This is a genomic window from Pukyongiella litopenaei (assembly GCF_003008555.2).
Taxonomy (GTDB): Bacteria; Pseudomonadota; Alphaproteobacteria; order Rhodobacterales; family Rhodobacteraceae; genus Pukyongiella; species Pukyongiella litopenaei.
Map to the genome: position 1 here is coordinate 3,854,687 of NZ_CP027665.1, position 25,078 is coordinate 3,879,764.

The 25,078-nt window shown below is 68.3% G+C and carries 26 protein-coding genes; 11 read left to right on the forward strand and 15 right to left on the reverse strand.

From position 1 onward, the window contains the following. Positions 1 to 35 precede the first annotated feature (35 nt). Entirely contained in the window at positions 36 to 881 is an 846-nt protein-coding gene (gene rsmA / locus C6Y53_RS18780; protein ID WP_106473818.1) for a 16S rRNA (adenine(1518)-N(6)/adenine(1519)-N(6))-dimethyltransferase RsmA, read from the forward strand. A 3-nt stretch (positions 882 to 884) separates the two neighbouring features. Here the strand turns inward: rsmA and C6Y53_RS18785 are convergent, their stop codons facing one another. The 3 genes from C6Y53_RS18785 to prfA form a co-directional block, all read right to left on the reverse strand. Further along, the gene (locus C6Y53_RS18785) at positions 885 to 1,484 is read right to left on the reverse strand and encodes a DUF4167 domain-containing protein (protein WP_106473819.1); all 600 of its coding nucleotides are present in this window, start codon (positions 1,482 to 1,484) and stop codon (positions 885 to 887) included. 219 nt (positions 1,485 to 1,703) lie between these two features. Beyond that, a complete protein-coding gene (gene prmC, locus C6Y53_RS18790) occupies positions 1,704 to 2,522 on the reverse strand; it encodes a peptide chain release factor N(5)-glutamine methyltransferase (protein ID WP_106474204.1) in 819 nt (272 codons plus the stop codon). Positions 2,523 to 2,562: 40 nt separating this feature from the next. Continuing rightward, positions 2,563 to 3,615 (reverse strand): peptide chain release factor 1, encoded by a 1,053-nt coding sequence (gene prfA / locus C6Y53_RS18795; protein ID WP_106473820.1) that lies wholly within the window; start codon positions 3,613 to 3,615, stop codon positions 2,563 to 2,565. Positions 3,616 to 3,676: 61 nt separating this feature from the next. Here prfA and C6Y53_RS18800 point away from each other — a divergent pair, with 61 nt between their 5' ends. Then, the gene (locus C6Y53_RS18800; protein WP_106473821.1) at positions 3,677 to 3,976 is read left to right on the forward strand and encodes a hypothetical protein; all 300 of its coding nucleotides are present in this window, start codon (positions 3,677 to 3,679) and stop codon (positions 3,974 to 3,976) included. On the opposite strand, the gene C6Y53_RS18805 is transcribed toward C6Y53_RS18800, so the two are convergent. The 3 genes from C6Y53_RS18805 to C6Y53_RS18815 form a co-directional block, all read right to left on the reverse strand. Then, positions 3,917 to 4,330, reverse strand: coding sequence for a DUF1499 domain-containing protein (locus tag C6Y53_RS18805; RefSeq protein ID WP_106473822.1), 414 nt, complete (start codon positions 4,328 to 4,330; stop codon positions 3,917 to 3,919). The genes C6Y53_RS18800 and C6Y53_RS18805 overlap by 60 nt on opposite strands. A 132-nt stretch (positions 4,331 to 4,462) precedes the next feature. Beyond that, positions 4,463 to 5,428, reverse strand: a complete 966-nt coding sequence (gene speB / locus C6Y53_RS18810; protein WP_106473823.1) for an agmatinase — start codon at positions 5,426 to 5,428, stop codon at positions 4,463 to 4,465. Between the two features lie 14 nt (positions 5,429 to 5,442). Continuing rightward, the gene (locus C6Y53_RS18815; protein WP_106473824.1) at positions 5,443 to 6,612 is read right to left on the reverse strand and encodes a M20 aminoacylase family protein; all 1,170 of its coding nucleotides are present in this window, start codon (positions 6,610 to 6,612) and stop codon (positions 5,443 to 5,445) included. A 64-nt stretch (positions 6,613 to 6,676) separates the two neighbouring features. On the opposite strand from C6Y53_RS18815, the gene mazG reads away from it, so the two are divergent. From mazG to C6Y53_RS18830, 3 genes are read left to right on the forward strand one after another with little or no spacing between them, the layout of a single operon-like run. Further along, positions 6,677 to 7,495 (forward strand): nucleoside triphosphate pyrophosphohydrolase, encoded by an 819-nt coding sequence (gene mazG / locus C6Y53_RS18820; protein WP_106473825.1) that lies wholly within the window; start codon positions 6,677 to 6,679, stop codon positions 7,493 to 7,495. Positions 7,496 to 7,552: 57 nt separating this feature from the next. Further along, a complete protein-coding gene (locus C6Y53_RS18825; RefSeq protein ID WP_106473826.1) occupies positions 7,553 to 8,494 on the forward strand; it encodes a nucleoside hydrolase in 942 nt (313 codons plus the stop codon). Continuing rightward, positions 8,491 to 8,940: a GNAT family N-acetyltransferase gene (locus C6Y53_RS18830; protein ID WP_106473827.1), complete on the forward strand. Its 450-nt coding sequence runs from the start codon at positions 8,491 to 8,493 to the stop codon at positions 8,938 to 8,940. The genes C6Y53_RS18825 and C6Y53_RS18830 overlap by 4 nt, the downstream gene beginning before the upstream one ends. A gap of 43 nt (positions 8,941 to 8,983) precedes the next feature. Here C6Y53_RS18830 and eno read toward each other — a convergent pair whose 3' ends face one another. Both eno and C6Y53_RS18840 read right to left on the reverse strand, forming a co-directional pair. After that, on the reverse strand, positions 8,984 to 10,261 hold the full coding sequence (gene eno / locus C6Y53_RS18835) for a phosphopyruvate hydratase (RefSeq protein WP_106473828.1): 1,278 nt from the start codon (positions 10,259 to 10,261) through the stop codon (positions 8,984 to 8,986). Beyond that, positions 10,258 to 11,244 (reverse strand): DMT family transporter, encoded by a 987-nt coding sequence (locus C6Y53_RS18840; protein WP_342212767.1) that lies wholly within the window; start codon positions 11,242 to 11,244, stop codon positions 10,258 to 10,260. Before C6Y53_RS18840 ends, eno begins: the two co-directional genes overlap by 4 nt. Positions 11,245 to 11,320: 76 nt before the next feature. Between C6Y53_RS18840 and C6Y53_RS18845 the strand changes: the two genes are divergently transcribed. Next, entirely contained in the window at positions 11,321 to 12,361 is a 1,041-nt protein-coding gene (locus C6Y53_RS18845; protein ID WP_106473830.1) for an AbrB family transcriptional regulator, read from the forward strand. Here the strand turns inward: C6Y53_RS18845 and C6Y53_RS18850 are convergent. Beyond that, positions 12,358 to 12,780, reverse strand: a complete 423-nt coding sequence (locus C6Y53_RS18850; protein WP_106473831.1) for a Fur family transcriptional regulator — start codon at positions 12,778 to 12,780, stop codon at positions 12,358 to 12,360. The genes C6Y53_RS18845 and C6Y53_RS18850 overlap by 4 nt on opposite strands. 350 nt (positions 12,781 to 13,130) lie before the next feature. On the opposite strand from C6Y53_RS18850, the gene C6Y53_RS18855 reads away from it, so the two are divergent. Further along, positions 13,131 to 14,453 carry a DEAD/DEAH box helicase gene (locus C6Y53_RS18855; RefSeq protein WP_244614895.1) on the forward strand — a complete coding sequence of 441 codons (1,323 nt, stop codon included), beginning with the start codon at positions 13,131 to 13,133 and terminating at the stop codon, positions 14,451 to 14,453. An 8-nt stretch (positions 14,454 to 14,461) separates the two neighbouring features. Here the strand turns inward: C6Y53_RS18855 and C6Y53_RS18860 are convergent, their stop codons facing one another. Beyond that, on the reverse strand, positions 14,462 to 15,298 hold the full coding sequence (locus C6Y53_RS18860; RefSeq protein WP_106473832.1) for a tellurite resistance TerB family protein: 837 nt from the start codon (positions 15,296 to 15,298) through the stop codon (positions 14,462 to 14,464). 82 nt (positions 15,299 to 15,380) lie between these two features. Continuing rightward, a complete protein-coding gene (locus C6Y53_RS18865; RefSeq protein ID WP_106473833.1) occupies positions 15,381 to 16,091 on the reverse strand; it encodes an endonuclease/exonuclease/phosphatase family protein in 711 nt (236 codons plus the stop codon). A gap of 90 nt (positions 16,092 to 16,181) precedes the next feature. Between C6Y53_RS18865 and C6Y53_RS18870 the strand changes: the two genes are divergently transcribed. Then, positions 16,182 to 17,060: a DMT family transporter gene (locus C6Y53_RS18870; protein WP_106473834.1), complete on the forward strand. Its 879-nt coding sequence runs from the start codon at positions 16,182 to 16,184 to the stop codon at positions 17,058 to 17,060. Positions 17,061 to 17,062: 2 nt separating this feature from the next. Here C6Y53_RS18870 and C6Y53_RS18875 read toward each other — a convergent pair whose 3' ends face one another. Beyond that, positions 17,063 to 18,481: a protein adenylyltransferase SelO gene (locus tag C6Y53_RS18875; RefSeq protein ID WP_106473835.1), complete on the reverse strand. Its 1,419-nt coding sequence runs from the start codon at positions 18,479 to 18,481 to the stop codon at positions 17,063 to 17,065. A gap of 69 nt (positions 18,482 to 18,550) precedes the next feature. Here C6Y53_RS18875 and C6Y53_RS18880 point away from each other — a divergent pair, with 69 nt between their 5' ends. Continuing rightward, on the forward strand, positions 18,551 to 19,000 hold the full coding sequence (locus tag C6Y53_RS18880; RefSeq protein WP_106473836.1) for a cupin domain-containing protein: 450 nt from the start codon (positions 18,551 to 18,553) through the stop codon (positions 18,998 to 19,000). Positions 19,001 to 19,021: 21 nt separating this feature from the next. On the opposite strand, the gene C6Y53_RS18885 is transcribed toward C6Y53_RS18880, so the two are convergent. Next, complete coding sequence (locus C6Y53_RS18885; RefSeq protein ID WP_106473837.1) at positions 19,022 to 20,146, reverse strand: anhydro-N-acetylmuramic acid kinase; 1,125 nt, start codon at positions 20,144 to 20,146, stop codon at positions 19,022 to 19,024. A gap of 63 nt (positions 20,147 to 20,209) precedes the next feature. On the opposite strand from C6Y53_RS18885, the gene tyrS reads away from it, so the two are divergent. Together tyrS and C6Y53_RS18895 are read left to right on the forward strand one after the other, a co-directional pair. Then, entirely contained in the window at positions 20,210 to 21,463 is a 1,254-nt protein-coding gene (tyrS, locus tag C6Y53_RS18890; protein WP_106473838.1) for a tyrosine--tRNA ligase, read from the forward strand. 120 nt (positions 21,464 to 21,583) lie between these two features. Further along, positions 21,584 to 22,339, forward strand: a complete 756-nt coding sequence (locus C6Y53_RS18895) for a 3-hydroxyacyl-CoA dehydrogenase (RefSeq protein WP_106473839.1) — start codon at positions 21,584 to 21,586, stop codon at positions 22,337 to 22,339. Between the two features lie 99 nt (positions 22,340 to 22,438). Here C6Y53_RS18895 and C6Y53_RS18900 read toward each other — a convergent pair whose 3' ends face one another. Together C6Y53_RS18900 and C6Y53_RS18905 are read right to left on the reverse strand one after the other, a co-directional pair. Beyond that, positions 22,439 to 24,250 carry an ABC-F family ATP-binding cassette domain-containing protein gene (locus tag C6Y53_RS18900; protein WP_106473840.1) on the reverse strand — a complete coding sequence of 604 codons (1,812 nt, stop codon included), beginning with the start codon at positions 24,248 to 24,250 and terminating at the stop codon, positions 22,439 to 22,441. A gap of 51 nt (positions 24,251 to 24,301) precedes the next feature. Further along, positions 24,302 to 25,039, reverse strand: coding sequence for a GNAT family N-acetyltransferase (locus C6Y53_RS18905; protein WP_211299541.1), 738 nt, complete (start codon positions 25,037 to 25,039; stop codon positions 24,302 to 24,304). Positions 25,040 to 25,078 lie beyond the last annotated feature (39 nt).

Below are 25,078 nucleotides of genomic sequence, written 5' to 3' on the forward strand. Positions count from 1 at the left end.
CGCAACGGCGCGGCCCGCACCCCGGTGGCCCGGACATGAGCGCCATCGACACCCTGCCGCCCCTGCGCGAGGTGATCGCCACACACGGGCTGTCGGCGCGCAAGGCGCTGGGGCAGAATTTCCTGCTCGATCTCAACCTCACCGCCAAGATCGCACGGCAGGCGGGCGACCTGAGCGGCAGCGACGTGCTCGAGATCGGCCCCGGCCCCGGCGGGCTGACCCGGGGCCTGCTGGCCTCCGGCGCGCGCAGGGTGCTGGCGGTGGAAAAGGACACCCGCTGCCTGCCCGCGCTGGCCGAGATCGCCGCCGCCTATCCCGGCCGGCTCGAGGTGATCAACGGTGACGCGCTGCAGGTCGATCCGCTGGCCCATCTCACCCCGCCGGTGCGGGTGGTCGCCAACCTGCCCTATAATGTGGGAACCGAGTTGCTGGTGCGCTGGCTGACCCCAGCCGACTGGCCGCCCTTCTGGTCCAGCCTGACCCTGATGTTCCAGCGCGAGGTGGCCGAGCGGATCGTCGCCGCGCCCGGCTCCAAGACCTATGGCCGGCTGGCCGTTCTGGCCCAGTGGCGGGCCGAGGCGCGGATCGTGATGTCGCTGCCGCCGGGGGCGTTCACCCCCCCGCCCAAGGTATCATCGGCGGTGGTGCAGCTGACCGCCCTGCCCGCGCCACGCTACCCGGCCGATCCGGCGATCCTGTCGCGCGTCGTCGCGGCGGCGTTCAACCAGCGTCGCAAGATGCTGCGCGCCGCGTTGAAGGGGCTGGCCCCGGACATCGCCAGCACGCTCGAAGCGGCCGGGATCGACCCGACGCAACGGGCCGAACAGGTGTCGCTGGACCGGTTCTGCGCCCTGGCCCGCGCAATCGCGCCGGCAGGCTGACCGCTACTCTGCGGCCTCGGGCGACGGACCGTCGGCTTCGGAGGCCGGTTCCGCCTTGCCGTTGCCATTACCGTCGCCATTGCCGTCGGCCTTGGCCTTCGGCTTGCGGGGCCGGCTGGTCCGCCGCGCCGGTTTGCGCGGCGCATCCTCGGGAGTTTCCACCAGCCCGCTGGTATCGCTGTCATCCCCGCCCGCGACCTCGAACACATCGGATTGCGCGGGTTCGGCCTGTTCCGCCGCGGCCCGCTGCGCGGCCTCGCGTTCCTGACGCTCGGCGCGCTCGGCCCGTTCGCGGTCGCGCTCGGCCTGGCGTTCGCGGTTCTGCCGCTCCTGTTCTTCGCGGCGGGCGTCCTGCTCGCGCTGCGCCTCGCTCAGCAGGCGCAGGTAATGCTCGGCATGCTGCTGGAAATTCTCGGTCGCGACGCGGTCATTGGCCAGCTGCGCGTCACGGGCCAACTGGTTGTACTTGTCGATGATCTGCTGCGGCGTGCCGCGCACCTTGCCCTCGGGTCCGGAGCTGTCGAAAACCCGGTTGATGACGTTGCCGCCCGAAGGCCGGTTGCGGTTGGATTTCGACCGCGAGCGTGATTTGGATGATCTCATATCGCTTTAAGCATTTGTTTCAGTGTCGTTGCCACCCGTGTTGCGCATCCTGCGCCTGCCATCCAGAGACTGACATTTCGGCTTGGCGTCACATGGGAAGATCGAAGGATCCGTCACCGTCGCGACAAGTTCGAGTAAGCACGTCCTGCCGCCGCAGACAAGTGTTTCCCGGCGCTTTGTCGCGAAAATCTGGCCGCGCGCGCGATTTTTCCCACCGGATCAGCCGAAAACCGCCCGCGCCGCGACCACCCGGTCACGGCCGTCGAGATCCTGCAGCACCGCGACCGAGGCCAGCCCGGCCCCGGCGAACATGGCCGAAACCGCCTCGGCCTGGGTCGGGCCGATTTCGACCAGGAGCCGGCCACCGGGTGCCAGGTGCCGCCCCGCGCCCGCGGCGATCGCGCGATAGGCGCCCAGCCCGTCGCCGCCATCGGTCAGCGCCATTTCCGGTTCGTGCCGGCGCACCTCGGGGTCGAGCCGCCCCATCTCGTCCGCGGCGATATAGGGCGGGTTCGACACGATCAGGTCGAACCGGCCGGTCACGGCACCGAACCAGTCCGACCGGCGAATATCGGCGCGCGGCGCGACCCGGTGCAACACCGCGTTGGCGCTGGCCTGCAGGCAGGCGGCATCGCTCAGGTCGACCCCCAGCCCGGTGGCCTGCGCCATTTCCGCGAGCAGCGTCACCAGGATGCACCCCGACCCGACGCCGAGATCCAGCACCCGCGCGAATGGCTCGGCCAGCGCCGCCTCGATCAGGGTCTCGGTTTCGGGGCGCGGGTCCAGCACGTCGGAGGACACCTTGAACCGGCGGCCATAGAAATCCCGTTCGCCGACCAGATGCGACACCGGCACCCGCACCGCGCGCAGGGCCACCAGCTGCTCATAGCGTTCGGCGATCTCGGGTGTCAGCGCCTCGGGCGCGATCAGGGTCACCCGGGCGGCGTCGATGCGGGCGGCATGGGCCAGCAGCACGCGGGCATCGCGGGCGGGATCGCCGACCCCGGCGGCCCGCAGGCGCGCGGCGGCGGCGGCCATGGCCTGCGCGGCGGTCTGTGGGCCGTTCGCCACCGCGCCCTCAGCCGCCCAGTTCGGCCAGGCGCCGGGCCTGGTCGTCGGCGATGAGCGCGTCGATCACCTCGTCCAGATCGCCCTGCATCACCTGGTCGAGCTTGTAGAGCGTCAGGTTGATGCGGTGATCGGTCATGCGGCCCTGCGGGAAATTGTAGGTGCGCACCCGTTCCGACCGGTCGCCCGAGCCGACCTGCGCCGCCCGGTCGGCGGATCGTTCGCTGTCGACGCGCTGGCGTTCGAGATCATAAAGCCGGGTCTTCATCACCTGCATCGCGATCTCGCGGTTGCGGTGCTGGGATTTCTCGGAGCTGGTCACCACGATCCCGGTGGGCAGGTGGGTGATGCGCACCGCCGAATCGGTGGTGTTCACATGCTGCCCGCCCGCGCCCGAGCTGCGCATCGTGTCGATGCGCAGATCGCCCGCGTCGATCTGGATATCCACGTCCTCGGCCTCGGGCAGCACGGCAACGGTGGCGGCCGATGTATGGATCCGGCCGCCGCTTTCGGTCGTCGGCACCCGCTGGACCCGATGCACGCCGGATTCGAATTTCAGCCGCGCGAACACGCCGTCGCCCCTGATATGGGCGACCACCTCCTTGATCCCGCCCAGTTCGGTCGCCTGTTCCTCGATGATCTCGAACCGCCAGCCGCGCGCCTCGGCATGGCGCTGATACATGCGCAGCAGATCGGCGGCGAACAGCGCGGCCTCGTCACCGCCCGTTCCGGGCCTGATCTCGAGGATCGCGGGGCGGCTGTCGGCCTCGTCCCGCGGCAGCAGCGCCAGTTGCAGCGCGGCCTCGGCCTGCGGGATCGCCGCGCGCAGGGCGGGGATTTCCTCTTCGGCCAGTTCGCGCATGTCGGGATCGTCCAGCAGCGCCTCGGCCTCGGACAGGTCGCTGAGCAGCGCGCGCCAGGCGGCGATCTGTTCCACCACCGGCCTGAGCTCGGAATATTCGCGCGCAAGCGCCGCGATGTCGCTGCCCGAAGCCTCGGCCATCGCCGCTTCGAGATAGCCGAACCGCTGGGTGATCTGTTCAAGGCGTTCTTCGGGAACCATTGGGGCGGTGTGAAAGATCGCACGGCTTTGGTCAAGGGCCGGAACGTGTTAGGATGCCGCCATGATCCGCGTCCTGAGCACAGTTTGCCTGATCGCCGCCCCGATGACCGGCCCCGTTTTGGCCGATGTCATCGGTCCGGGCGGCAAGCTGCGCGATTGCTATTGCACCGACAGCCAGGGGGCGCGGGTCGAGCTGGGTGAAACCATCTGCCTGCAGGTCGATGGGCGCATGTTCATGGCCCAGTGCCAGATGTCGCTCAACGTGCCGATGTGGCGCGAGATTCGCCAGGGCTGCCTGTCGTCACGGCTGGAACACCTGCAGCCAGGTCTCGACCCGTTCCCGGTTCACCCCAAGATCTGAACTGCCGAACCGCGACCGCCCCCAGACCAGCAGCCGGTCGCCGCGCTGTTCGGCGGTCACATAGTCGGGAAAACCGATGACCGGCGTGCGCGTGACCCAGGTGATGCGCCCGTCTTTCACCGAACCGGCCATCGGCTTGGTGCGCGGCATCCCGGCAACGGCCCCGGCCAGCCGCGCCAGCCCGTCGGGTCCGGTTTCCAGCACCCGGATCGAGCCGTTGCGGAAATCGCGGTTGGTGTCATCGGGGATCTCGACATGCCACCGCATCGGATCGCTGGGCGCAAGCCGAACATAGCCTATGGCCACCGCGGCCGCGGCCAGCAACACCCACAATACCAGTATGACCCGTCTCATGTCCCTTCCCGGCCGGCGCGTGCCTCCCCCGGCCCTGTCCGTCCTCAAACCCGGCACCTCTGCCGCCCTTCCGGCACCCTAGCATGCCCGGCCGCGAACGCTGGCGCGACCTATTTGCGCACCCGCCGTCGGTCAGGTCCCGCGCCGCGCCGCGCCCAGCAGGCAGAGAATTTCTGTCGCCACATGCGCCCCGGCGATGGCGGTCGCGCCAGTGGTGTCAAAGGGCGGCGACACCTCGACCACGTCGCCGCCGCGCAGGTCGATCCCGGCGATGTCGCGCAGCATGATCGACGCCTGCGCGCTGGTCAGCCCGCCCCAGACCGGGGTGCCGGTGCCCGGCGCATAGGCCGGGTCCAGCCCGTCGATGTCGAATGTCAGATAGACCGGGTGATCGCCCAGGATCTCGCGGATCCTGCGCGCGGTGGCGGCAGGGCCGTTCTCATGCACCGCGCGGGCGTCGATGATGTTCACCCCCAGCGTATCGGCATTGCTGGTGCGGATCCCCACCTGCACCGACCGCGCCGGGTCCACCAGCCCCGATTTCACCGCCTTGTAGAACATGGTGCCGTGGTCGATCCGGTCCATGTCGTCATCGGCCCAGGTGTCGGTATGGGCATCGAATTGCAGCAGCGACATGGGCCCGAACCGCTCGGCAAAGGCGCGCAGGATCGGGAAGCTGATGTAATGATCCCCACCCAGCGACACCGGCGCCACGCCCGCGTCGAGGATACCGCCGATATGCGCGGTCAGCCGCGCGGGAAAGGACGGGATATCGGCATAGTCATAGGCCAGATCGCCATAATCGACGATCGCAAACTCGCTGAGCAGGTCGAAAGGCCACCCATAGGGCGGATCGGGCGCCTGCAAGCTGCTGGCCTCGCGGATCGCGCGTGGCCCCAGCCGCGTGCCGGGCCGGTTGGTCACCGCCTGGTCGAACGGAATTCCGGTGACGGCGAAATCGGCGCCGCTCAGATCCTTGGTATAGCGCCGGCGCAGGAAGGACAGCGCGCCGCCGAACGTGCCCTCGAAGCTGGGCCCGCGCAGATCATCGCGCGTAAAGGCGTGATCGACCTCGTTCTTTGCATCCTCCAGCGCCATCGCCTGTGTCCCGCCTATGCCCCCGCCAACGGCTGCGCCCGCTCGACCAGCCGCGCAAAGAACGATGCACCGACCGGGGCGATCTCGTCGTTGAAATCGTATTTCGGATGGTGCAGCCCGGCGGTGTCGCCCTGCCCGATGAACAGGTAGGCGCCGGGCCGCGCCCGGAGCATGTAGGAGAAATCCTCGGCCCCCATCTCGCGCCCGGCATCGGCAACCACGCGGCTTTCGCCCGCCACCTCGGCGGCGACCGCGGCGGCGAAACCGGCGCGGTCCGGGTCGTTGACCGTGGCGGGATAGCCCACGACGTAATCCAGCCGCGCCCCGACGCCGTAGCTGGCGGCCTGCCCGTCGACGATTTCCTGCAACCGGCGCATCACCATCTGCTGCACCCGCGGATCGAAGGTCCGGATCGTGCCGTTGATATAGGCGGTGTCGGGGATCACGTTGTCGACCGTGCCCGCGTGGATCTGCGTGACCGAAACCACCAGATCGTCCAGCGCATAGTGATTGCGGCTGACGATGGTCTGGATCGCCTGCGCCATGCCGCAGGCGGCGATCACCGGGTCGCGGGTTTCATGCGGCATCGCGCCATGTCCGCCGACACCCTGGATATGCACCTCGAACGTATCCACCGCCGCCATGATCGGCCCCGGCGTGGTATAGAACGCACCGGCCTCGACCCCCGGCGCGTTGTGCAGCGCATAGACCTGGTCGATCCCGAACCGGTCCATGATGCCTTCCTCGACCATGACATTGCCCCCGGCGCCGTTTTCCTCGGCGGGCTGAAAGATCAGCGCGACCTTGCCGGCGAAATTGCGGGTCTCGGCCAGGTAACGCGCCGCGCCCAGCAGCATCGTGGTATGGCCATCATGGCCGCAGGCATGCATTTTCCCCACGTTTTCCGACACATAACCGACACCGGTTTCCTCGGTGATCGGCAGCGCGTCCATATCGGCGCGCAACCCGATGACCGGCCCGGGACCGCGCCCTTCGACGATGGCCACGAGACCGGTCTGCGCGATGCCTTCATGCAGCTCGTCAACGCCGAACTCGCGCAGCCTGTCGGCGACGAAACCCGCCGTTCGCGGCAGGTCGAATTCGAGCTCGGGCATCCGGTGCAACTGCTGGCGCCAGCCCTTCATGTCGGCCGCGAACTCGGCGATTCGGTTGATCACGGGCATGGGGTGGACTCCTGCGGCACACTCGGGAATGGATGCATCTGACACCGGATGAAAGGCCACCGCAATGCCCAACGACGCGCTCATCCACGATCCCGAGGCCGGAATCGAACGCCTGCTGGAAATCATGCGCCGGCTGCGCGCGCCCGAAACCGGCTGCCCCTGGGATATCGAGCAGGATTTCGCCACCATCGCCCCCTACACAATCGAAGAGGCCTATGAGGTGGCCGACGCGATCGACCGCGAAGCCTGGGACGAGCTGCGCGGCGAACTGGGCGACCTGCTGTTCCAGTCGGTGTTCCATGCGCAGATGGCCGCCGAGGCCGGGCATTTCACCTTTCAGGACGTGGTGCGCGGCATGTCCGACAAGATGGTGGCCCGCCATCCGCATGTGTTCGGCGATGAAAGCCGCGACAAGTCCGCCGACCAGCAGACCCGCGATTGGGAAGAAATCAAGGCCGCCGAACGCAGCGAGAAGGCGCAGAAAGGCGCGCTCGACGGGGTGGCCGCGAACCTGCCGGCGCTGCTGCGGGCCTACAAGCTGCAGAAACGCGCCGCGCGGGTGGGGTTCGACTGGCCTGCCACCGACGAGGTGATCGCAAAGATCGCCGAAGAAGCCGCCGAGCTGGCCGAGGCGAAAGGCAATGCCGACCCGGACCACCTGGAAGAGGAATTCGGCGACCTGCTGTTCGTGATCGCCAATCTCGCCCGGCACCTGGGGATCGAACCCGAGGCCGCGCTGCGCCGTGCCAATGCCAAGTTCATCCGCCGATTCGAGGGGGTCGAGGCGCGGCTGGCCGATGCCGGCAAGCGCCCCGAAGACAGCGATCTGGCCGAGATGGATGCGCTGTGGGACGCGGTGAAACGTGCCGAACGCGCGGGCTGAAGCGCTGGACTTCCCGCCGCCCGCCTGCGAGGGTCCGCGCGACCGGCGGAGAGGGCAATGACACGGCGCAAGATCATCATCGACACCGATCCGGGACAGGACGACGCCGTCGCGATCCTGATGGCGCTGGCCAGTCCCGACGATATCGACCTGCTGGGCATCACCGCCGTGGCCGGGAACGTGCCGCTGCCGCTGACCGCGAAAAACGCGCGGATGGTCTGCGAACTGGCGGGCCGGACCGATATTGCGGTTTTTGCCGGCTGCGACGCGCCCCTGACGCGGAAACTGGTTACCGCCGAGCATGTGCATGGCAAGACCGGGCTCGATGGTCCCGCCCTGCCCGATCCGGTCATGCCGATGGCGCCGGGTCATGCGGTCGATTTCATCATCGACACGCTGCGCGCTCACGATCCCGGCACGGTGACGCTCTGCCCGCTGGGACCGCTGACCAATATCGCCACCGCGTTCCGGCGCGCGCCGGATATCGTGCCGCGCGTGCAGGAAATCGTGCTGATGGGCGGCGCCTATTTCGAGGTGGGCAACATCACGCCCGCCGCCGAGTTCAACATTTACGTTGACCCGGAAGCCGCTGATATCGTGTTCAAATCGGGCGCTCCTATTGTGGTTATGCCGCTCGACGTAACCCACAAGGTGCTGGTCACCCGACCGCGCAACGACGCCTTTCGCGCATTGGGAACGAAGGTCGGCACCGCCGTCGCCGAGATGACCGATTTCTTCGAACGGTTCGATCGCGAGAAATACGGCAGCGACGGCGCGCCGCTGCACGACCCCTGCGTCACCGCCTACCTGATCCGGCCCGACCTGTTTTCCGGGCGGCATGTCAATGTCGAGATCGAGACCGGGTCGGATCTGACGCTGGGCATGACCGTGGCCGACTGGTGGGGTGTGACCGACCGCCCCCCCAACGCAACCTTCATCGGCGATGTGGACGCGGACGGGTTCTTTGCGCTGCTGACCGAGAGGCTGTCCCGGCTATGAGCGCATCGCTGCATCTGGCCGGACCCGGCGATCTGGACCGCCTGACCGGGTTCGTTGCCGCCTTTCACGACGAAATGGGCATCAGACAGGATGCCGCCACCCGCCAGGACGCGCTGGCGCCGCTGCTTGACGGGTCGCCCTATGGCGCGGCCTACCTGATCGGACCGGCGCGCTCGCCGATCGGCTATGTGATCGTGACCTTCGGCTGGTCGGTCGAGTTCGGCGGCATGGACGGGTTCGTCGACGAAATCTGGCTGCGGCCGGCCGTGCGCCGCCGTGGCATCGCCACCGAGGTGCTGTCGGAACTGCCCAAGGCGCTGGCCGGGGCCGGCGTCAAGGCGTTGCATCTCGAGGTTGACCGCGACGACGAAGCCGCCCAGCGGATCTACCTGCGGGCGGGGTTCCGCCCGAGGGAACGCTACATGCTGATGAGCCGCGTGTTCTGAGCGGCCGGGCGCGGGCGCGACAGCCCCGCGCCCCGGCTGAATCTCAGCCCCTGAGGATCGACCGGCCCGCGTAGATCGCGGTTTCGCCCAGCGATTCCTCGATACGGATCAACTGGTTGTATTTTGCCAGCCGATCGGACCGCGCCAGCGACCCGGTCTTGATCTGCCCGCAATTGGTGGCCACCGCGAGATCGGCGATGGTTGCATCCTCGGTTTCGCCGGACCGGTGCGACATCACGTTGGTGAACCCGGCGCGATGGGCCATGTCCACGGCCCGCAGCGTTTCGGTTAGCGACCCGATCTGGTTCACCTTGACCAGCATCGAGTTGGCACAGCCCTTTGCGATGCCCTCGGCCAGCCGCGCCGGGTTGGTCACGAACAGGTCGTCGCCAACCAGTTGCACCTTGTCCCCCAGCAGGTCGGTCAGCGCCTTCCAGCCGTCCCAGTCGTCTTCACCCATCCCGTCCTCGATCGAGATGATCGGGTAATCGGCAACCAGCGCCGCCAGGTAGGCCGCGTTTTCCTCCGAGCTCAGGGTTTTTCCTTCCCCGGCAAGGACATATTTACCGTCCTTGTAGTATTCGGTCGCCGCGCAATCGAGCGCCAGATGGATGTCGTCGCCCGGCTTGTAGCCCGCGGTCTCGATCGACTTGAGGATGAAATCCAGCGCCTCGCGGGTCGAGGCGATGTTCGGGGCAAAGCCGCCCTCGTCGCCGACACCGGTGGCCAGCCCCGCCGCCGAGAGTTCCTTTTTCAGCGTGTGGAACACTTCGGCACCCATGCGCACCGCGTCGCGGATATTGTCCGCGGCGACCGGCATGATCATGAATTCCTGGATGTCGATCGGGTTGTCGGCATGTTCGCCGCCATTGATGATGTTCATCATCGGCACCGGCAGCACCCGTGCCGAGGTTCCGCCGACATAGCGATAGAGCGGCTGGGTCGTGAAATCCGCCGCCGCCTTGGCCACCGCCAGCGATACGCCCAGGATCGCATTGGCGCCGAGCCGCCCCTTGTTGGCGGTGCCGTCCAGTTCGATCATCGCCTCGTCGATGGCGACCTGCTCGGTGGCGTCATGGCCCAGCAATTCTTCGGCGATCTCGCCATTGACCGCCGCGACCGCCTCGAGGACGCCCTTGCCCAGATAACGGGCGGCATCGCCGTCGCGCCGTTCCACGGCTTCATGGGCGCCGGTCGAGGCCCCCGACGGCACGGCGGCACGGCCCATGGTGCCGTCTTCGAGGATCACGTCCACCTCTACGGTCGGGTTGCCCCGGCTGTCGAGGATCTCGCGGGCGTGGATGTCGATGATGGTGCTCATATCATGGGTCCCTGCTGGTCACGAAACATAGATTCGCCCGCGTCATAACGGGCGCGAAGGCGCGGGGAAAGGGGCTGGCGCGCGGAGCGCGCCAGTTTGCGTTCCCGCAAGACCGTGTAGATGCCCGATCCGACGATGATCGCCGAGCCGATCAGCATCGGCCCGTCCAGGCGTTCCGCAAAGATCGCCACGCCGATCACCATCGCGAAGATCAGCCGCGAATACCTGAACGGGGTGACGAAGGACACCTCGCCTATCCGCATCGCCGCGACGATGGCGTAATAGGCCAGCGCCCCGACACCGACGGCGCAGACGATGAATCCCAGTTCGCGCGGGCGCGGCGCATGGAACGGCACATCGCTGAACGCGGCCAGCACCAGCGCGGTCGGGACCAGCGACAGGAAGGCCAGGAAACTGAGCTGGAAGGACGAGGTCGCCGGCGGCACCGACCGGGTCGCCAGGTCGCGCCCGGCCAGCGCCAGCGTTGCCAGCACCGCCCAGAGCGTGAGGATGTTGAACCCGTCGGTTCCGGGACGGATCACCAGCAGCACGCCGAGGAAACCGACGATGACCGCCGACCACCGCCGCCAGCCAACCGGTTCGCGCAGGAACACCGCCGCCCCCAGCGTCACCACCAGCGGCGTGGCCTGCAGCACAGCCGAGGCCTGCGACAACGGGATCAGGGCCAGCGCCGTCACGAAGCCGAGCGTCCCGATCATCTCGCCCAGGTTGCGCAGCAGGACCGGCCGCGCAAGGAACGCGCGGGACCAGAGCGACTGGCGTTTCAGCAGCGTGACCGTGGCAAAGATCATCGCCCCGCCCGAGCCGATGAACAGCATGATCTGCCACGGCGGCATCGAGCCTGCCATCAGCTTGATGAACATGTCCTCGACGGCAAAGCCGAACATGGCGAGGGTCATGAGGGCGGCACCGCGCAGGTTGTCCATCGGGGCGACTCCGGCAAAGGGGTATCTCGCTGCCATGACCGAAATCCCGGACACCCGCAAGCATGCCGGTGGCCGAATTGCCCTTTGACCATCGCGGTGCTACGCAACCGGCATGCACGCAACGCCGCCCTCCTGGGTCGTGACCCTTCGCACGCTGGCGCTCGGCGCCGGAGGGGCGGTGCTGGCCTGGGTGCTGGGCCTGCCGGTGCCGATTCTGATCGGCCCGGCGCTGGCGGTGAGCCTCGCGGCGCTGGCGGGCGTGCAGGCCGCCCTGTCCGACCGACTGCGCGACGGCTGTTTCGTGGTCATGGGGCTGGGCATCGGCGCCGGGTTCGACCCCAATGCAACGGCGGCCATCCTGAGCTGGCCGCTGGCCTTCGCCGCCCTCGCCGCCGGCCTGCTGGCGACGATGAGCCTGTGCCGCGCGGTGCTGACACGGGGCTTCGGGTTCGATCCGACCAGCGCCCTGCTGGCCTCGGCGCCCGGTCACCTGAGTTTCGTCCTCGGCCTGGCAGCCGATACCGGCGGCGATGTCGGGCGGGTCGCGGTGGTGCAGACCATCCGGTTGCTGGCGCTGACGGTCACGGTGCCCTTCGTGGCGCTGGCGATGGGGATCGACATGCGCGGCGCGGTGATCGAGTTCGGCCCGCCGATGGTGCCGTGGCACCTGGTCCTGCTGATACCGGCGGGCATCCTGGCCGGGCTGGCCTGCACCCGGCTGCGCCTGCCCGCACCGATGCTGCTGGGCGCGATGGGCGTGTCCGCGGCAACCCATGCCACCTCGCTCACGCCCGGCGCGGTGCCGTCCGGGCTGATGATGCCGACCTTTGCCGTGCTCGGCACCCTGATCGGCACGCGGTTTTCGGGCATGTCGCTGGCGCAGTTCCGCGCGGCCCTGGCCGCCGGGCTGATCACCACCGCGATCGCCGTGGCGGTCGCGGCGCTGATCGCGCTGCCGGTGGCGGCGGTTCTGTCGATGCCCGCCGCGCAGGTGCTGGCGGCCTTTTCGCCGGGCGGGCTGGAAACCATGGTGGCGCTCGGTGCGGCCATGGGCGCCAGCCCGGGCTTTGTCGCCGCCTGCCATTTCGTGCGGCTGATGATCCTGTCGCTGCTGATCCCGCTGTCGCTGCGCCGGGTGCGGGCGAACGCCTAGCCGGCGCCGTCCGGCTTGCGCGGCACCCCGTAGAGTTCGAGCCGGTGTCCGCGCAGCTCATAGCCCAGCTTGGCGGCGATCTTTTCCTGCAGCGCCTCGATCTCGGGATCGACGAATTCGATCACCTCGCCCGAATTCATGTCGATCAGGTGATCGTGATGGTCGCGCTCGGCGTCTTCATAGCGCGCGCGCCCGTCGCCGAACTCCAGCCGTTCCAGGATCCCGGCTTCCTCGAACAGCTTCACCGTGCGATAGACCGTGGCGATCGAGATACCCGCATCCAGCGCCGAGGCGCGGGCATAGAGTTCTTCGACATCCGGGTGGTCGTCGCTGTCCTGAAGAACCCGCGCGATCACCCGGCGCTGGCCGGTCATGCGCAGGCCCTTGGCCTCGCAGCGGGCGATGATCGACTCTGACATGGAACCCCCGAAACAGCTCTGGATTCCGGGTTTAGCCGGTTCCCGTTTCCGGGGCCACCGGGTTCTGACCGCTTTCGGCTGTTGACTTTCGCCCCGGCAACGCCCATGTGGCCCCTCAAGGCAACGTCCGCTGCCGCGTGAGCAGGACACAGAACCAAGATGGAGCGGGATACATCCCGCAGGCCACCGGGACGCTGCCCGATTGATCCCAAAATCACGCGTGGGGCCAAACGCCAGACCGGTTCGTCGTTGGCACGAGGCCACCGAACCCGAGGGATGGCGCCCCACCGACGCCGCGCATCCGCGGCAAAACCCGGCCCCACAGCCGTGCGGGCCCGAAAGGATATGACTTGAGCGATTTCGACATGATGGGCCTGCCGGCGGCGCTGGTGCAGCGGCTGGCCGACATGGGCATAACCCAACCGACCCCGATCCAGAAACAGGCGATCCCGCACGCGCTGAACGGGCGCGACGTGATGGGGCTGGCGCAGACCGGCACCGGCAAGACCGCGGCCTTCGGCCTGCCGCTGGTCACGCGGATGCTGGGCTACGGGCGCAAGCCCGACCGCTACACCGTGCGCGGGCTGGTGCTGGCGCCCACCCGCGAACTGGCCGGGCAGATCGTCCAGACCCTGCGCGCGATGGCCGAGGACACGCCGCTGAAGGTCGGCATGGTCGTCGGCGGCCAGTCGATCAACGCCCAGATGAAACGGCTGGAACGCGGCACCGACCTGCTGGTGGCGACGCCGGGGCGGCTGCTCGACCTGCTGGACCGGAACGCGCTGACGCTGGAAAGCTGCGATTTCCTGGTGCTGGACGAAGCCGACCAGATGCTCGATCTCGGGTTCATCCACGCGCTGCGCAAGATCGCCGGGCTGCTGCCGGAGGATCGCCAGACGATGCTGTTCTCGGCCACGATGTCGAAACAGATGAACGAGATCGCCCAGAGCTATCTGAACCGGCCCGTCCGGGTCGAGGTCTCGCCGCCGGGCAAAGCCGCCGACAAGGTGACGCAGGCGGTGCATTTCATCGCCAAGGCGGAAAAGACCAACCTGCTGATCGAGCTTCTGGACGCGCACCGGGACGAACGCGCCCTGGTGTTCGGCCGGACCAAGCACGGATCGGAAAAACTGATGCGGGTGCTGGAAAAGGCCGGGTTTGCCGCCGGGTCGATCCACGGCAACAAGAGCCAGGGCCAGCGCGACCGCGCCATCGCCGCCTTCAAGGCCGGCGAGATCAAGGTGCTGGTGGCCACCGACGTGGCCGCGCGGGGGCTGGACATCCCGGACGTGAAACACGTCTACAACTATGACCTGCCCAACGTGCCCGACAATTATGTGCACCGCATCGGGCGCACCGCGCGCGCCGGCAAGGACGGCGCCGCGATCGCGTTCTGCGCGCCCGACGAGATGGGCGAACTGAAGGCGATCCAGAAGGTGATGGGCCTGTCGATCCCGGTGGCCTCGGGCCGCCCCTGGGAACCGGTCGAGGATCCCGCAGCGCCCAAGCGGCGCGGTGGCGGGCGCCGGGGCCCCGGTGGGAAACCCGGTGGCAACCCCGGCGGCAAATCCGGTGCCGCACCCGGCGGCCAGCGCCGCCGGCGGCGCGGCCCGCCGCGCGGCAAGCGGGGCGGCGCTCAGGGGGGCGGTGGCGGCCGGAGCTCGGCCGCCTGATCCCGGTCTCAGCCGTAAAGCGGCTGCACCCCCATCTGCAGGTGCAGGGTGTTGACCATCTGCTGGTTCAGCCCCAGCGCACGCGCCAGGTCATCGAGATAATCCGCCTCGCCCTGCCGGTCGAGGCGGATCGCCATCAGCGACATGGAATAGACCTGGGCGGCCAGCGGCGCGGGCGTCGCGGCGGCCAGCGCCTCGACATCGACCGGCGCGGCGAGCTGCGCCCGGATAAACGCGATATCCTCGGCATCGGCATCGTCGCCGAGGGTCTCCATGATCTTCTGCTGTTCGGCCTTGTCGATTTCGCCGTCGCTCTTCGCGGCCTGGATCATCGCGCGCAGCATCAGCCCGGCCGCTTCCTCGGCCTGCGGCGCCGCCTGCGCCGTCTTGAACTGGTCGATCATCTGCGCCGTGCCCGTGCCGCCCGCGGCGGCGGCCCCGCCGAGCGCGGCCAGCACCCCGGCCAGCCCCGGCCCGGCCTCGGGTTGCGAGGACAGCAGGCCGCCCTTCGCGGCGCTGTCCGGAGCCCCGCCGAGGATCGCCGACAGGTCGAACCCGCTCTGCTTGGCCATCGCGGCGATGTTTTTCTGCATGTCGGCCAGACCGCCGGCCCCGCCGCCGGTCAGCTGCCCCAGCATGTCCTGAACGCTGGCCATGCCCGCGCCGCCGCCCAGAGATGACATCATGTCCTGGACCTGCCCCATGCCCGGCGCGGGTTTCGCCCTGGCCTTGCCCGGCGCGACCCGTGCGCCGCCCATCATCCCCTTGCCGCCGGTCAGGTGATCGACCCCGCGCGCGGCCGCGTATCCGATGGCCAGCTTGGCCAGAGTTCCCATCATGCTCATGTCTTGGCTCCCAATCCCGTTTACCGGGATCAAGAGTGACGGTTTTGCGCGGCAAGGAAAGGGGAAACTGAGAGCACGGGGATCACGCGGCGGTGATGGTCAGGTCGGCCCAGACCGGCAGATGATCGGATGCGATATGCGCCGGGCGGGCGCCGTGCACCCCGTGATCGCGCGCGGCAAGCCCCGGTCCCAGCGCGATCCGGTCCAGCGGCCCGACCGGTCGCGGTGACGGAAAGCTCGGCAATGGCGGCAGGAACCGCATGCCCGGCGCGCAGCTGTCCAGCACCGGCTGGCGCGACCATTCGTTGAAATCCCCGGCCCAGACCGTCGGCATCCGTGGCAGGGCCCGGGTTTCGTCATGCAGGTGGATCAGCTGCTGCCGCCGGTAATGGCCGACCAGTCCCAGATGCATGCCGATCACCCGCAACGGCCCCGCGCCGGTCACGAACTCGGCCCGCACCGCCCCGCGCGGCTCCAGCCCCGGCAGCGGCATGTGGCCCATGCCGGTCATCCGCAGGTCGTCGCCCCGCCAGATGACCGCGTTGCCGTGCCAGCCCAGCGACCCGGCGCCGCCGAGATCCGCCACTTGCCACCCCGCCTCTTCCAGCACGAAATGCGGCAGCGCGGCGGGCCGGGGCGGCAACCGTTTGTCGGCCTCCTGCAGCACGACGATCTCGGCCCCCAGACCGTCCAGAACCTGGAGGATACGCCGCGGCAGGCGGCGCATGTCCAGCCCCACGCATTTCTGGATGTTGTAGCTGGCCAGCCTGATGGTGCGGTCGCGTCGCGTCATCCGTCCTTTCTGCGCAACGCGCGGAATTTGCGCAAGTCGCGACGGGACGGAACGATTGACAGCGCCGGCAACTGCACACCCGATACGCAAATGGAGGAGAAACGTGCAATCGACGGCCCCGGCGCCGCCGCGCTGAGCGCATTCGCGCTGATCCTGGCGTTCAACCAGGTCGTGATCAAGGTGACGGGTGACGGGTTCGGCCCGGTGTTTCAGGCCGCGCTGCGATCGGTCGGCGCGACCGGCGTGCTGGCGCTGTGGATGATCTGGCGCGGGATCCCGCTGATCCCGTCGCGCCAGGTGCTGCTCTGGAGCGCGGCGGCGGGGCTTCTGTTTGTCGCCGAGTTCGTCTGCCTGTTCATCGCGCTCGACCTGACCACGGTGTCGCGGGCGTCAGTGATCTTCTATTCGATGCCGGTCTGGCTGGCGCTTGCGGCGCATCTGCTGTTGCCGGGCGAGCGGCTGAACGCGCCGCGCGCCGCCGGGCTGGCCCTGGCGATGGGCGGCGTGGCGCTGGCCATCCTGTCGCGAAACGGCGGTGGAGAGGCGAGCCTCGCCGGCGACCTGTTCGCGCTGGGGGCCGCGCTGTTCTGGGGGTCGATCGCGCTGGTGCTCCGGCTGACGCCACTGGCGGCTGCCCGGCCGACACAATGCCTGTTCATCCAGGTCGCCACGTCGGTGCCGATCCTGCTGCTGCTGTCGCCGCTGATGGGCGACCTGTTCCGCGCACCCGGCGCGCTGCACTGGGCCGGGCTGGCGTTCCAGACCGTGGGCGTGGTGAGCATCGGCTACCTGGTGTGGTTCTGGCTGCTGACGATCTACCGCGCCTCGGGCGTGGCCTCGTTCAGCTTTCTGTCGCCGGTCCTGGCGGTGTTCATGGGGTGGCAGTTGCTGGGCGAACAGGTCTCGGTTTCGGTCTGGGCGGCGCTGGCGCTGGTGGCCGCCGGACTGGTGCTGATCAACCGCAAATAGGCTCAGGTCCCGCAAAATGTAGCGGGCACCACTTCGTCCGGCGTCGGTGGCCGGGCCAGGTCGGCGTGATCGGGCTGGTCCTCGAACGGGTGCGCCAGCACCGCGTTCAGCCGCTCGAACGGGGCATAATCGCCACCCACCGCCGCCGAGATCATCTGTTCGATCCGATGATTGCGCGGAACGAAGGCCGGGTTCGCCGCCCGCATAACCGCCTGCGGGTCCGGTTCGTCCGCCAGCCGCGCCTGCCAGCCCTCGGCCCATTGGTCGAACGCGGCGGGATCGGTGAACTGGTCGTGCGCGCGCTCCCCTGCCAGCGCCCGGAACGTGTTGGTGAAATCGGCCTGCCCTGCGGCCATCCGCGCCAGCAGGTCGGTGATCATCGCGTCGTCGCCGTCGCGCGGCGTCGTGATCCCGATCTTGGCCCGGAAAATCCGCAGCCACGCCTGTTCGATCAGCGACGGCATGGCATGAACGATCCCGGTCGCCTCTTCGACCGCCGCCGCCGGGTCGTCGAATTGCTGGATCAGCGCCGTGGCCAGCTGCGCCAGGTTCCACACCGCGATCCCCGGCTGGTTGGAATAGGCATAGCGCCCGTGACGGTCGATCGAACTGAACACCGTGTCGGGGTGATAGACATCGAGGAATGCACAGGGGCCATAGTCGATGGTCTCGCCGGAGATCGCACAATTGTCGGTGTTCATCACCCCGTGGATGAACCCGACACCCATCCATTGCGCGATCAGAACGGCCTGCGCGTCGCGCACCGCCGCCAGCAACGCCATCGGCCCGTCCGCATCCGGGTAATGCCGGGCGATCGCATAGCCCGTCAGGCGCTTCAGCCGGTCGATCTGCCCCCGCGAGGCAAAGACCTGGAACGTGCCGACCCGCAGATGGCTGGACGCCACCCGCGTCAACACCGCGCCGGGCAGAACCGTTTCGCGGATCACCTCCTCGCCGGTCTCGACCGCCGCCAGCGCTCGCGTGGTCGGAATGCCGAGGGCATGCATCGCCTCGGAGACCACATATTCGCGCAGGACCGGCCCCAGCCAGGCCCGGCCATCGCCCATGCGGCTGAATGGCGTGCGCCCCGATCCCTTGAGCTGGATGTCCCGACGCTGCCCGTCCGTGCCCACGGTTTCGCCCAGCAGGACCGCGCGCCCGTCGCCAAGCTGCGGGTTGTATTGGCCGAACTGGTGACCGGCATAGAGCTGCGCCAGCGGTTCGGCCCCCTGCGGCACCGTGTTGCCCCCGAACACCTGCGCCATTTCCGTCGCATCGCCCGCCGCGATCCCCAGCAGCCGGGCCAGGTCGTCATTGAAAGCCACCAGCCGGGGCGACCGCACCGGCTGCGGCGCCTGCGCGGCAAAGAACCCCTCTGGCAGGCGGGCATAGGAATTGTCGAACGGGATCGAAACGGGCATGGGCCAAGGATAGGGCACCACCCGCCGAATACCATAGGCGATCACGCGTGATTGTGCTTGGATGGCCCCATGCAAGATCCGACCGCCGCCGACATCATCCGTAACCTCGACCTGAAACCGCATCCCGAAGGCGGCTGGTATCGGCAGACCTGGATTTCGGATATGCCCGTCGCAGGCGGCCGCGCCAGCGCGACCTGCATCTATTTCCTGCTGAAAGCGCGGGAACGCAGCCACTGGCACCGGGTCGACGCCACCGAGATCTGGCTCTTTCACGCGGGTGCACCGCTGGTTCTGTCGCTGAGCGAAACCGAGACCGGCCCCGCAACCGACCACCTGCTGTCCCCCGATCCGACCCGCGGCGCGCCGCAGGTGATCGTACCGCCGCATCACTGGCAATCCGCGCGCAGCACCGGCGACTACACGCTGGTCAGCTGCGCCGTATCACCCGGGTTCCGGTTCGATGGCTTTACGCTGGCCGACCCGACGTTCGACATTCCCCGCATCAAGACAACGCCGTAAGTCGCGGTTATTGTATGTATTCTACGCCGCATTCCCTTCGGCCGCCGGACGGCTGACCCGGCCACCGCATCGGGGCGTTCCGACCCCGGTCGTGCCGGGGCAGGATGTCGGCAGGCCGCGCAGCACCCGGACGGCGAGATAGGCAAAGGCCTGCGCCTCGAGCATGTCGCCATTCAGCCCGGCCGCCTCGACCGGTTCGACCGAACAGGGCAAGGCCGCATTCAGCATCGCCATCACCACCGGGTTCTTTCGCCCCCCGCCGGTGACCAGCACGCGGGATGGCAAGTCCGGGCAGTGCTCCAGCCCCGCCGCCACCGAGGCCGCGCAGATGGCGGTCAGCGTGGCGGCGGCATCCGCATCGCCCAGATGCGACACCCGGTCCTGAATGTCATCGAAATCGTTCCGGTCCAACGACTTCGGCGGCTTTCTTGAGAAATACGCATGTTCCATGAACGCGGCCACGACCGCCTCGTCCACCTGCCCGGTGGCGGCCAGCGCGCCGCCTTCGTCCATCGCGACCCCGCGCCGCGCCTGCATCAGGTCGTTGACCGGCGCATTGGCGGGACCGGTATCAAAGGCCAGCAGGGCGCCGGGGTCCTCCGGGCGGCCGCGGGCCGGGTCCAGCCAGGTCAGGTTTCCGACCCCGCCAAGGTTCAGGAAACACAGCGGCGCATTGGCCCTCATCCATCTTGCACAGGCGAAATGGAAAAACGGCGCCAGCGGTGCGCCCTCGCCGCCTGCGGCCACATCCGCGCTGCGGAAATCCCACACCACCGGCACGCCCAGGGCGCCGGCCAGCCCGGCGCCATCGCCCACCTGCAGCGTGCCGCGTCCGCGCGGATCATGTGCCAGCGTCTGGCCGTGAAAACCGATCAGGTCCACATCGCCGAACCCCGCCAGCGCGGCGCGATGGGCGGCGTCGATCACCGACGCGGCCGCCTCGACCTCGGCGCCGTCCCACCGCCCCAGCCCGCCACGCAACAGATCGCGCTCGGCATCGGTATAGGGCCGGTAGCCATGCGGACCGAAGCCATGGATCGTCTCGCCATCGGTCACGACCATCGCCGCATCGACCCCGTCGAGCGAGGTGCCGCTCATCGCCCCGAGCGCGCGGAACCGCCGGTGCCGCTGCTGATCGTCATTCATGGCCTTTTCCTCCGTCCGGCTGCCGCCTATACACTGCGCCGCAACCTTAGACCGGGGCAAGCCATGACCTACCATCCCAAATCCGACTTCATGCAGGTAATGATGCAGCGCGGCTACCTTGCCGACTGCACCGATTACCAGGCGCTCGACGACGCGCTGCGCGCCGGGGTGGTCCCGACCTATATCGGCTATGACGCAACCGCGAAATCACTGCATGTGGGCCATCTGCTCAACATCATGATGCTGCGCTGGCTGCAAAAGACCGGGCACAAACCGATCACGCTGATGGGCGGCGGCACCACCAAGGTCGGCGATCCGTCATTCCGTTCCGACGAACGCCCGCTGCTGGGCCCGGACGAGATCGACGCGAACATCGCCGGGATGAAGCGGGTGTTTGCCAAGTACCTGACCTATGGCGACGGCGACACCGACGCGCTGATGCTGAACAATGCCGAATGGCTGGACGATCTGAACTACCTGGATTTCCTGCGCGATATCGGCCGACACTTCTCGGTGAACCGGATGCTGTCATTTGAATCGGTGAAATCGCGGCTGGACCGCGAGCAATCCCTGTCATTCCTCGAATTCAACTACATGATCCTGCAGGCCTATGATTTCCTGGAGTTGAACCGGCGCTATGGCTGCCTGCTGCAGATGGGCGGCTCGGATCAGTGGGGCAACATCGTCAACGGGATCGACCTGACGCGGCGGGTGCTCGATCACGACATCTACGGGCTGACCTCTCCGCTGCTGACCACCAGCGACGGGCGCAAGATGGGCAAGAGCCAGGGCGGCGCGATGTGGCTGAATGCCGACATGCTGTCTCCCTATGAATTCTGGCAGTTCTGGCGCAACACCACCGACGCGGATGTGGAACGGTTCCTCAAGCTCTATACCGAACTGCCGGTCGACGAATGCAACCGGCTGGGCGCGCTGGCCGGGTCCGAGATCAACGAGGCCAAGATCATCCTCGCCAACGCGGTGACCACCCTGTGCCACGGGGCCGAGGCGGCCGATGCCGCTGCTGCCACCGCGCGGGAAGTGTTCGAAAAGGGCGGCGTGGGCGATGACCTGCCAACCCTCACCCTGAGCGCGGACGAGATTGGCGACGGCATCTCGGTCGTGCAGCTCTTCGTGCGCTCGGGGCTGGTGAAATCCGGCAAGGAAGCCAAACGCCTGATCGCCGAGAACGGCGCCCGGCTTGACGACGCTCCGCTGACCAATGCGGGCCTGATCCTGGATGCCGGCACGCTGGCGAACCCGGTCAAGCTCAGCGCGGGCCGTAAGCGCCACGCTCTGGTGCGTGTCGCCGCCTGACCGGCGCGGGGCCGGAAACGGCCCCGCCTCGCCGCTGTTTCGCACAGTTCCCGGGCGAACTGGACAGGCCGCTCGCGGCAGGTTAACTGAACACATGTTCATATTTGTCGGAGCCAGCGCATGAAACTCGAAACCACCGCCGCCATTGTCACCGGGGGCGCCTCCGGTCTGGGCGAGGCCACCGCCCGTCATTTTGCCGCACAGGGTGCGCAGGTGACGATCCTCGACCGTGACGAGACCCGCGGCCAGGCCGTGGCCGCCGAGATCGGCGGGCATTTTGCACAGACCGACGTGACCGACGAGGCTTCGGTTGCCGCCGCCATCGCCCTGGGCCTGGACAGGATGGGCCGGATCACCGCCGCGGTGAACTGCGCGGGCATCGCCATCGGCATCAAGACGGTGGGACGCGACGGGCCGCATCCGCTCGACCGGTTCAGGCAGGTGATCGACATCAACCTCGTCGGCAGCTTCAACGTCGCCCGGCTCGCCGCCGCCGAAATGGCCCGCAACGATCCCGACGCCGACGGCGCGCGCGGCGTGATCGTCAACACCGCCTCGGTCGCGGCCTTCGACGGGCAGAAGGGCCAGGCGGCCTATTCCGCCTCCAAGGGCGGCATCGTCGGCATGACCCTGCCGATGGCCCGCGATCTCGCGTCGCTCGGCATCCGCGTCAACACCATCGCGCCGGGCATCTTCCTCACCCCGATGATGAAGGGCCTGCCCGAGGACGTTCAGACCCAGCTGGCAGCGGATGTGCCGAACCCGTCGCGCCTGGGCGATCCGTCCGAATACGCGCGCCTGGCCGGGTTCATGGTCGAAATGGGCTATCTCAACGGCGAGGTGATCCGCCTCGACGGGGCACTGCGGATGCGCTGACCGCGCCTCTTCATCTTGCCAGGTAAACTCCGGGGAGCGTGAGGGGCTGGCCCCTCACTCCCACATCCGGCCAGAGGCGGCGCAACCGGCCACCAGGGCTCAGGACTGCTCGGCCTTCTCCGCCAGCGCCAGCCATTCCTCCTCGCTGGCCGCAAGCCGCCCCTGCCGCGCCACCAGCGCCTCGGTCGCCTTGGTGAACTTGGCCGGTTCGCGCGCATACAATCCGGGGTCCGCCAGCAGGGTTTCCAACTTGGCGATCTCTGCCTCCAGCCGCTCGATTTCATCGGGCAGAGCCTCGAGCCTGTGTTTCTCGGTAAAGCTCAGCCCCTGCCGGGCCGCCGCGGCCGGTTTCGGTTTCGACCGCGAAACGGGCTTGGCCTTTTCCGCCTTCTCGCCCGCATCCTCGCCGCGTTGCGCCCGGTAATCGCTCCAGCCGCCCGCATAGACCGTGGCCTGCCCGTCCCCCTCCATCGCCACCGTCAGCGTTGCCACCCGGTCCAGGAAATCGCGATCATGGCTGACCAGCAGCACGGTGCCGTCAAACCCGTCCAGCAGTTCCTGCAACAGGTCCAGCGTTTCCACGTCCAGATCGTTGGTCGGTTCGTCCAGCACCAGCAGGTTCGACGGCTGCGCCATCAGCCGCGCCAGCAGCAGCCGCGCCCGTTCGCCGCCCGACAATGACCGCACCGGCGCGCGCGCCTGGCGTTCGTCGAACAGGAAATCCTTGAGATAGCCGACCACATGCCGGGGCTGGCCACGGACCATGACCTGGTCCGATTGCCCCGAGACCCGCATGGCCGGGTCATGGGTCAGGTTTTCCCATAGGCTGGCATCGGGGTCGAGCTGCGCCCGGGCCTGGTCGAAATACGCGATCTCGAGATTGGTCCCCAGCTTCACGGTGCCCGCATCCGGGGCCACGCGTCCCAGCATCAGGTTCAACAGCGTGGTCTTGCCCACGCCGTTCGGCCCCACCAGCGCCACGCGGTCGCCACGCTGTATCGTGACCGAGAAATCACGGCAGATCAGGTTTTCCCCGTAGGCCTTTGCAATACCGATCGTTTCAATGACCTTCCGCCCGGATTTCCGGCCCGTGTCCAGCGCCAGCGCCGCCGTGCCCTGACGGCGGATCTGCGCCGCGCGTTCGGCCCGCAGCGCCTGCAGCGCCCGGACCCGCCCCTGGTTGCGCTTGCGCCGCGCGCTGATGCCCTCGACCGCCCACCGCGCCTCCGAGCGGATCTTGCGATCGAGCTTGTGACGCGCGGTGTCCTCGTCCTCCCACACCTTGTCCCGCCAGGCTTCGAACGCCTCGAACCCCTTGTCCTGGCGGCGCACGGCCCCCCGGTCGATCCACAGCGTCGCCGTGGTCAGCGCCCGCAGAAAGGCCCGGTCGTGGCTGATCACCACAAAGGCCGCCCGCGTCGCCGCCAGTTCCCGTTCCAGCCAGGTGATCGCGGCGATATCGAGATGGTTGGTCGGTTCGTCCAGCAGCATCAGGTCGGGTGCGCGCGCCATCAGCGCCGCCAGCGCCGCGCGGCGCCGTTCCCCGCCCGAGGCGGTCGCCACCGCGCGGGAGGGGTCGAAATTCAGCCCTTCGCCCGCGCGTTCGACCCGGTAGAGCTCGCCCGGCGGCAACCCGACCGCGGCGAAATCGCCCAGCGTGGCAAAGCCGGCCATGTCGGGATCCTGCTCCATATAGCCCACCGACCGGCCCGGCGGCAGCGCCACCTGCCCCGTGTCCGGTTCGACCAGCCCGGCCATCACCTTCATCAGCGTGGATTTTCCCGATCCGTTGCGCCCCACCAGCGCCACCCGGTCGCGCGGCTGCACCACGAGATCGAGGGTGTCGAAAACCGGGTCGCCGCCGAAGGTCAGCGAGATGCCGGAGAGTTGCAGAAGAGGTGCGCGCGCCATGGCAGACCGCTAGCCGCAGCGGCGCCGGGCGTCAACGTCTCGCGGTGCCGCCTACCCCGCCACCGCCCGCAGCAGACGCTTGCGGGCCGGCGGGATGGCGGCGATCTCGACGCCGGTAAAGACATGCAGCGTGTTCATGTGGCGATCCACGACCGCGTGATCGCTGACCCAGCCGCCCATCGCCAGATAGCTGCGCAGGAGCGGCGGCATCCGCAGCATCGCCCGCTTCACGTCGGGTTTGCGCCGCAACCGCGCCGCGAACCGGAACACATCAGGCGCCTTGACCCGCGGCAGCCAGCGTTTCGGGGCCAGGTGACGTTCCCTGAGCATCGCGAACGTATCGAGATAGCGGTCGGTTTCCGTCCCGGCAAAGGACGAACAGCCGAACAGCATCTCGACCCCGGTTTCGTCCACCAGCAGGGTGAGCGCGCCCCAGGCGATCCGGAGGATATCGGGATCGGCGCAACCGGGGCGCAGGCAGAACCGGCCAATTTCGGCCAGCGGGCCGGGATGATCCGACAACGCACCCAGGTCGTAGAACTGCGCCGAATAGCTGCGATGCAGTTCAGCGCCGCTGTCGAACAGCATCAGCCGGCAGCAGGCGACCAGCACATCGCCGGCGGTATCCTCGACCAGCAGGTGGATGCACTCCGCATCGTGGGAATCGCGATCCGGCCCATGGGTGCCAAAGGCCCGCCCCCGCAGCGCCTGGGCCGCGGCCAGGTCCCGCGGCCCCTGCCCGAACCGGGCGCGCAGCCGGCCACGCTCAAGAATTGTCCGCTGTCCCACGATGCCGTCCTCCGGCTTGCCGTCGATCCCGGCCCCGTC

Bases quoted from the DNA above. Each gene is read 5' to 3' on its own strand.
- C6Y53_RS18895 (WP_106473839.1), top strand. From the start codon at position 21,584: ATGAAACTCGAAACCACCGCCGCCATTGTCACCGGGGGCGCCTCCGGT.
- tyrS (WP_106473838.1), top strand. From the start codon at position 20,210: ATGACCTACCATCCCAAATCCGACTTCATGCAGGTAATGATGCAGCGC.
- mazG (WP_106473825.1), top strand. From the start codon at position 6,677: ATGCCCAACGACGCGCTCATCCACGATCCCGAGGCCGGAATCGAACGC.
- C6Y53_RS18800 (WP_106473821.1), top strand. From the start codon at position 3,677: ATGATCCGCGTCCTGAGCACAGTTTGCCTGATCGCCGCCCCGATGACC.
- C6Y53_RS18815 (WP_106473824.1), bottom strand. From the start codon at position 6,612: ATGCCCGTGATCAACCGAATCGCCGAGTTCGCGGCCGACATGAAGGGC.
- rsmA (WP_106473818.1), top strand. From the start codon at position 36: ATGAGCGCCATCGACACCCTGCCGCCCCTGCGCGAGGTGATCGCCACA.
- C6Y53_RS18900 (WP_106473840.1), bottom strand. From the start codon at position 24,250: ATGGCGCGCGCACCTCTTCTGCAACTCTCCGGCATCTCGCTGACCTTC.
- C6Y53_RS18840 (WP_342212767.1), bottom strand. From the start codon at position 11,244: ATGGCAGCGAGATACCCCTTTGCCGGAGTCGCCCCGATGGACAACCTG.
- eno (WP_106473828.1), bottom strand. From the start codon at position 10,261: ATGAGCACCATCATCGACATCCACGCCCGCGAGATCCTCGACAGCCGG.
- C6Y53_RS18870 (WP_106473834.1), top strand. From the start codon at position 16,182: ATGGAGGAGAAACGTGCAATCGACGGCCCCGGCGCCGCCGCGCTGAGC.
- C6Y53_RS18825 (WP_106473826.1), top strand. From the start codon at position 7,553: ATGACACGGCGCAAGATCATCATCGACACCGATCCGGGACAGGACGAC.
- C6Y53_RS18830 (WP_106473827.1), top strand. From the start codon at position 8,491: ATGAGCGCATCGCTGCATCTGGCCGGACCCGGCGATCTGGACCGCCTG.
- C6Y53_RS18875 (WP_106473835.1), bottom strand. From the start codon at position 18,481: ATGCCCGTTTCGATCCCGTTCGACAATTCCTATGCCCGCCTGCCAGAG.
- C6Y53_RS18865 (WP_106473833.1), bottom strand. From the start codon at position 16,091: ATGACGCGACGCGACCGCACCATCAGGCTGGCCAGCTACAACATCCAG.
- C6Y53_RS18860 (WP_106473832.1), bottom strand. From the start codon at position 15,298: ATGAGCATGATGGGAACTCTGGCCAAGCTGGCCATCGGATACGCGGCC.
- C6Y53_RS18785 (WP_106473819.1), bottom strand. From the start codon at position 1,484: ATGAGATCATCCAAATCACGCTCGCGGTCGAAATCCAACCGCAACCGG.
- prmC (WP_106474204.1), bottom strand. From the start codon at position 2,522: ATGGCCGCCGCCGCCGCGCGCCTGCGGGCCGCCGGGGTCGGCGATCCC.
- C6Y53_RS18880 (WP_106473836.1), top strand. From the start codon at position 18,551: ATGCAAGATCCGACCGCCGCCGACATCATCCGTAACCTCGACCTGAAA.
- C6Y53_RS18845 (WP_106473830.1), top strand. From the start codon at position 11,321: ATGCACGCAACGCCGCCCTCCTGGGTCGTGACCCTTCGCACGCTGGCG.
- speB (WP_106473823.1), bottom strand. From the start codon at position 5,428: ATGGCGCTGGAGGATGCAAAGAACGAGGTCGATCACGCCTTTACGCGC.
- C6Y53_RS18885 (WP_106473837.1), bottom strand. From the start codon at position 20,146: ATGAATGACGATCAGCAGCGGCACCGGCGGTTCCGCGCGCTCGGGGCG.
- C6Y53_RS18805 (WP_106473822.1), bottom strand. From the start codon at position 4,330: ATGAGACGGGTCATACTGGTATTGTGGGTGTTGCTGGCCGCGGCCGCG.
- prfA (WP_106473820.1), bottom strand. From the start codon at position 3,615: ATGGTTCCCGAAGAACGCCTTGAACAGATCACCCAGCGGTTCGGCTAT.
- C6Y53_RS18850 (WP_106473831.1), bottom strand. From the start codon at position 12,780: ATGTCAGAGTCGATCATCGCCCGCTGCGAGGCCAAGGGCCTGCGCATG.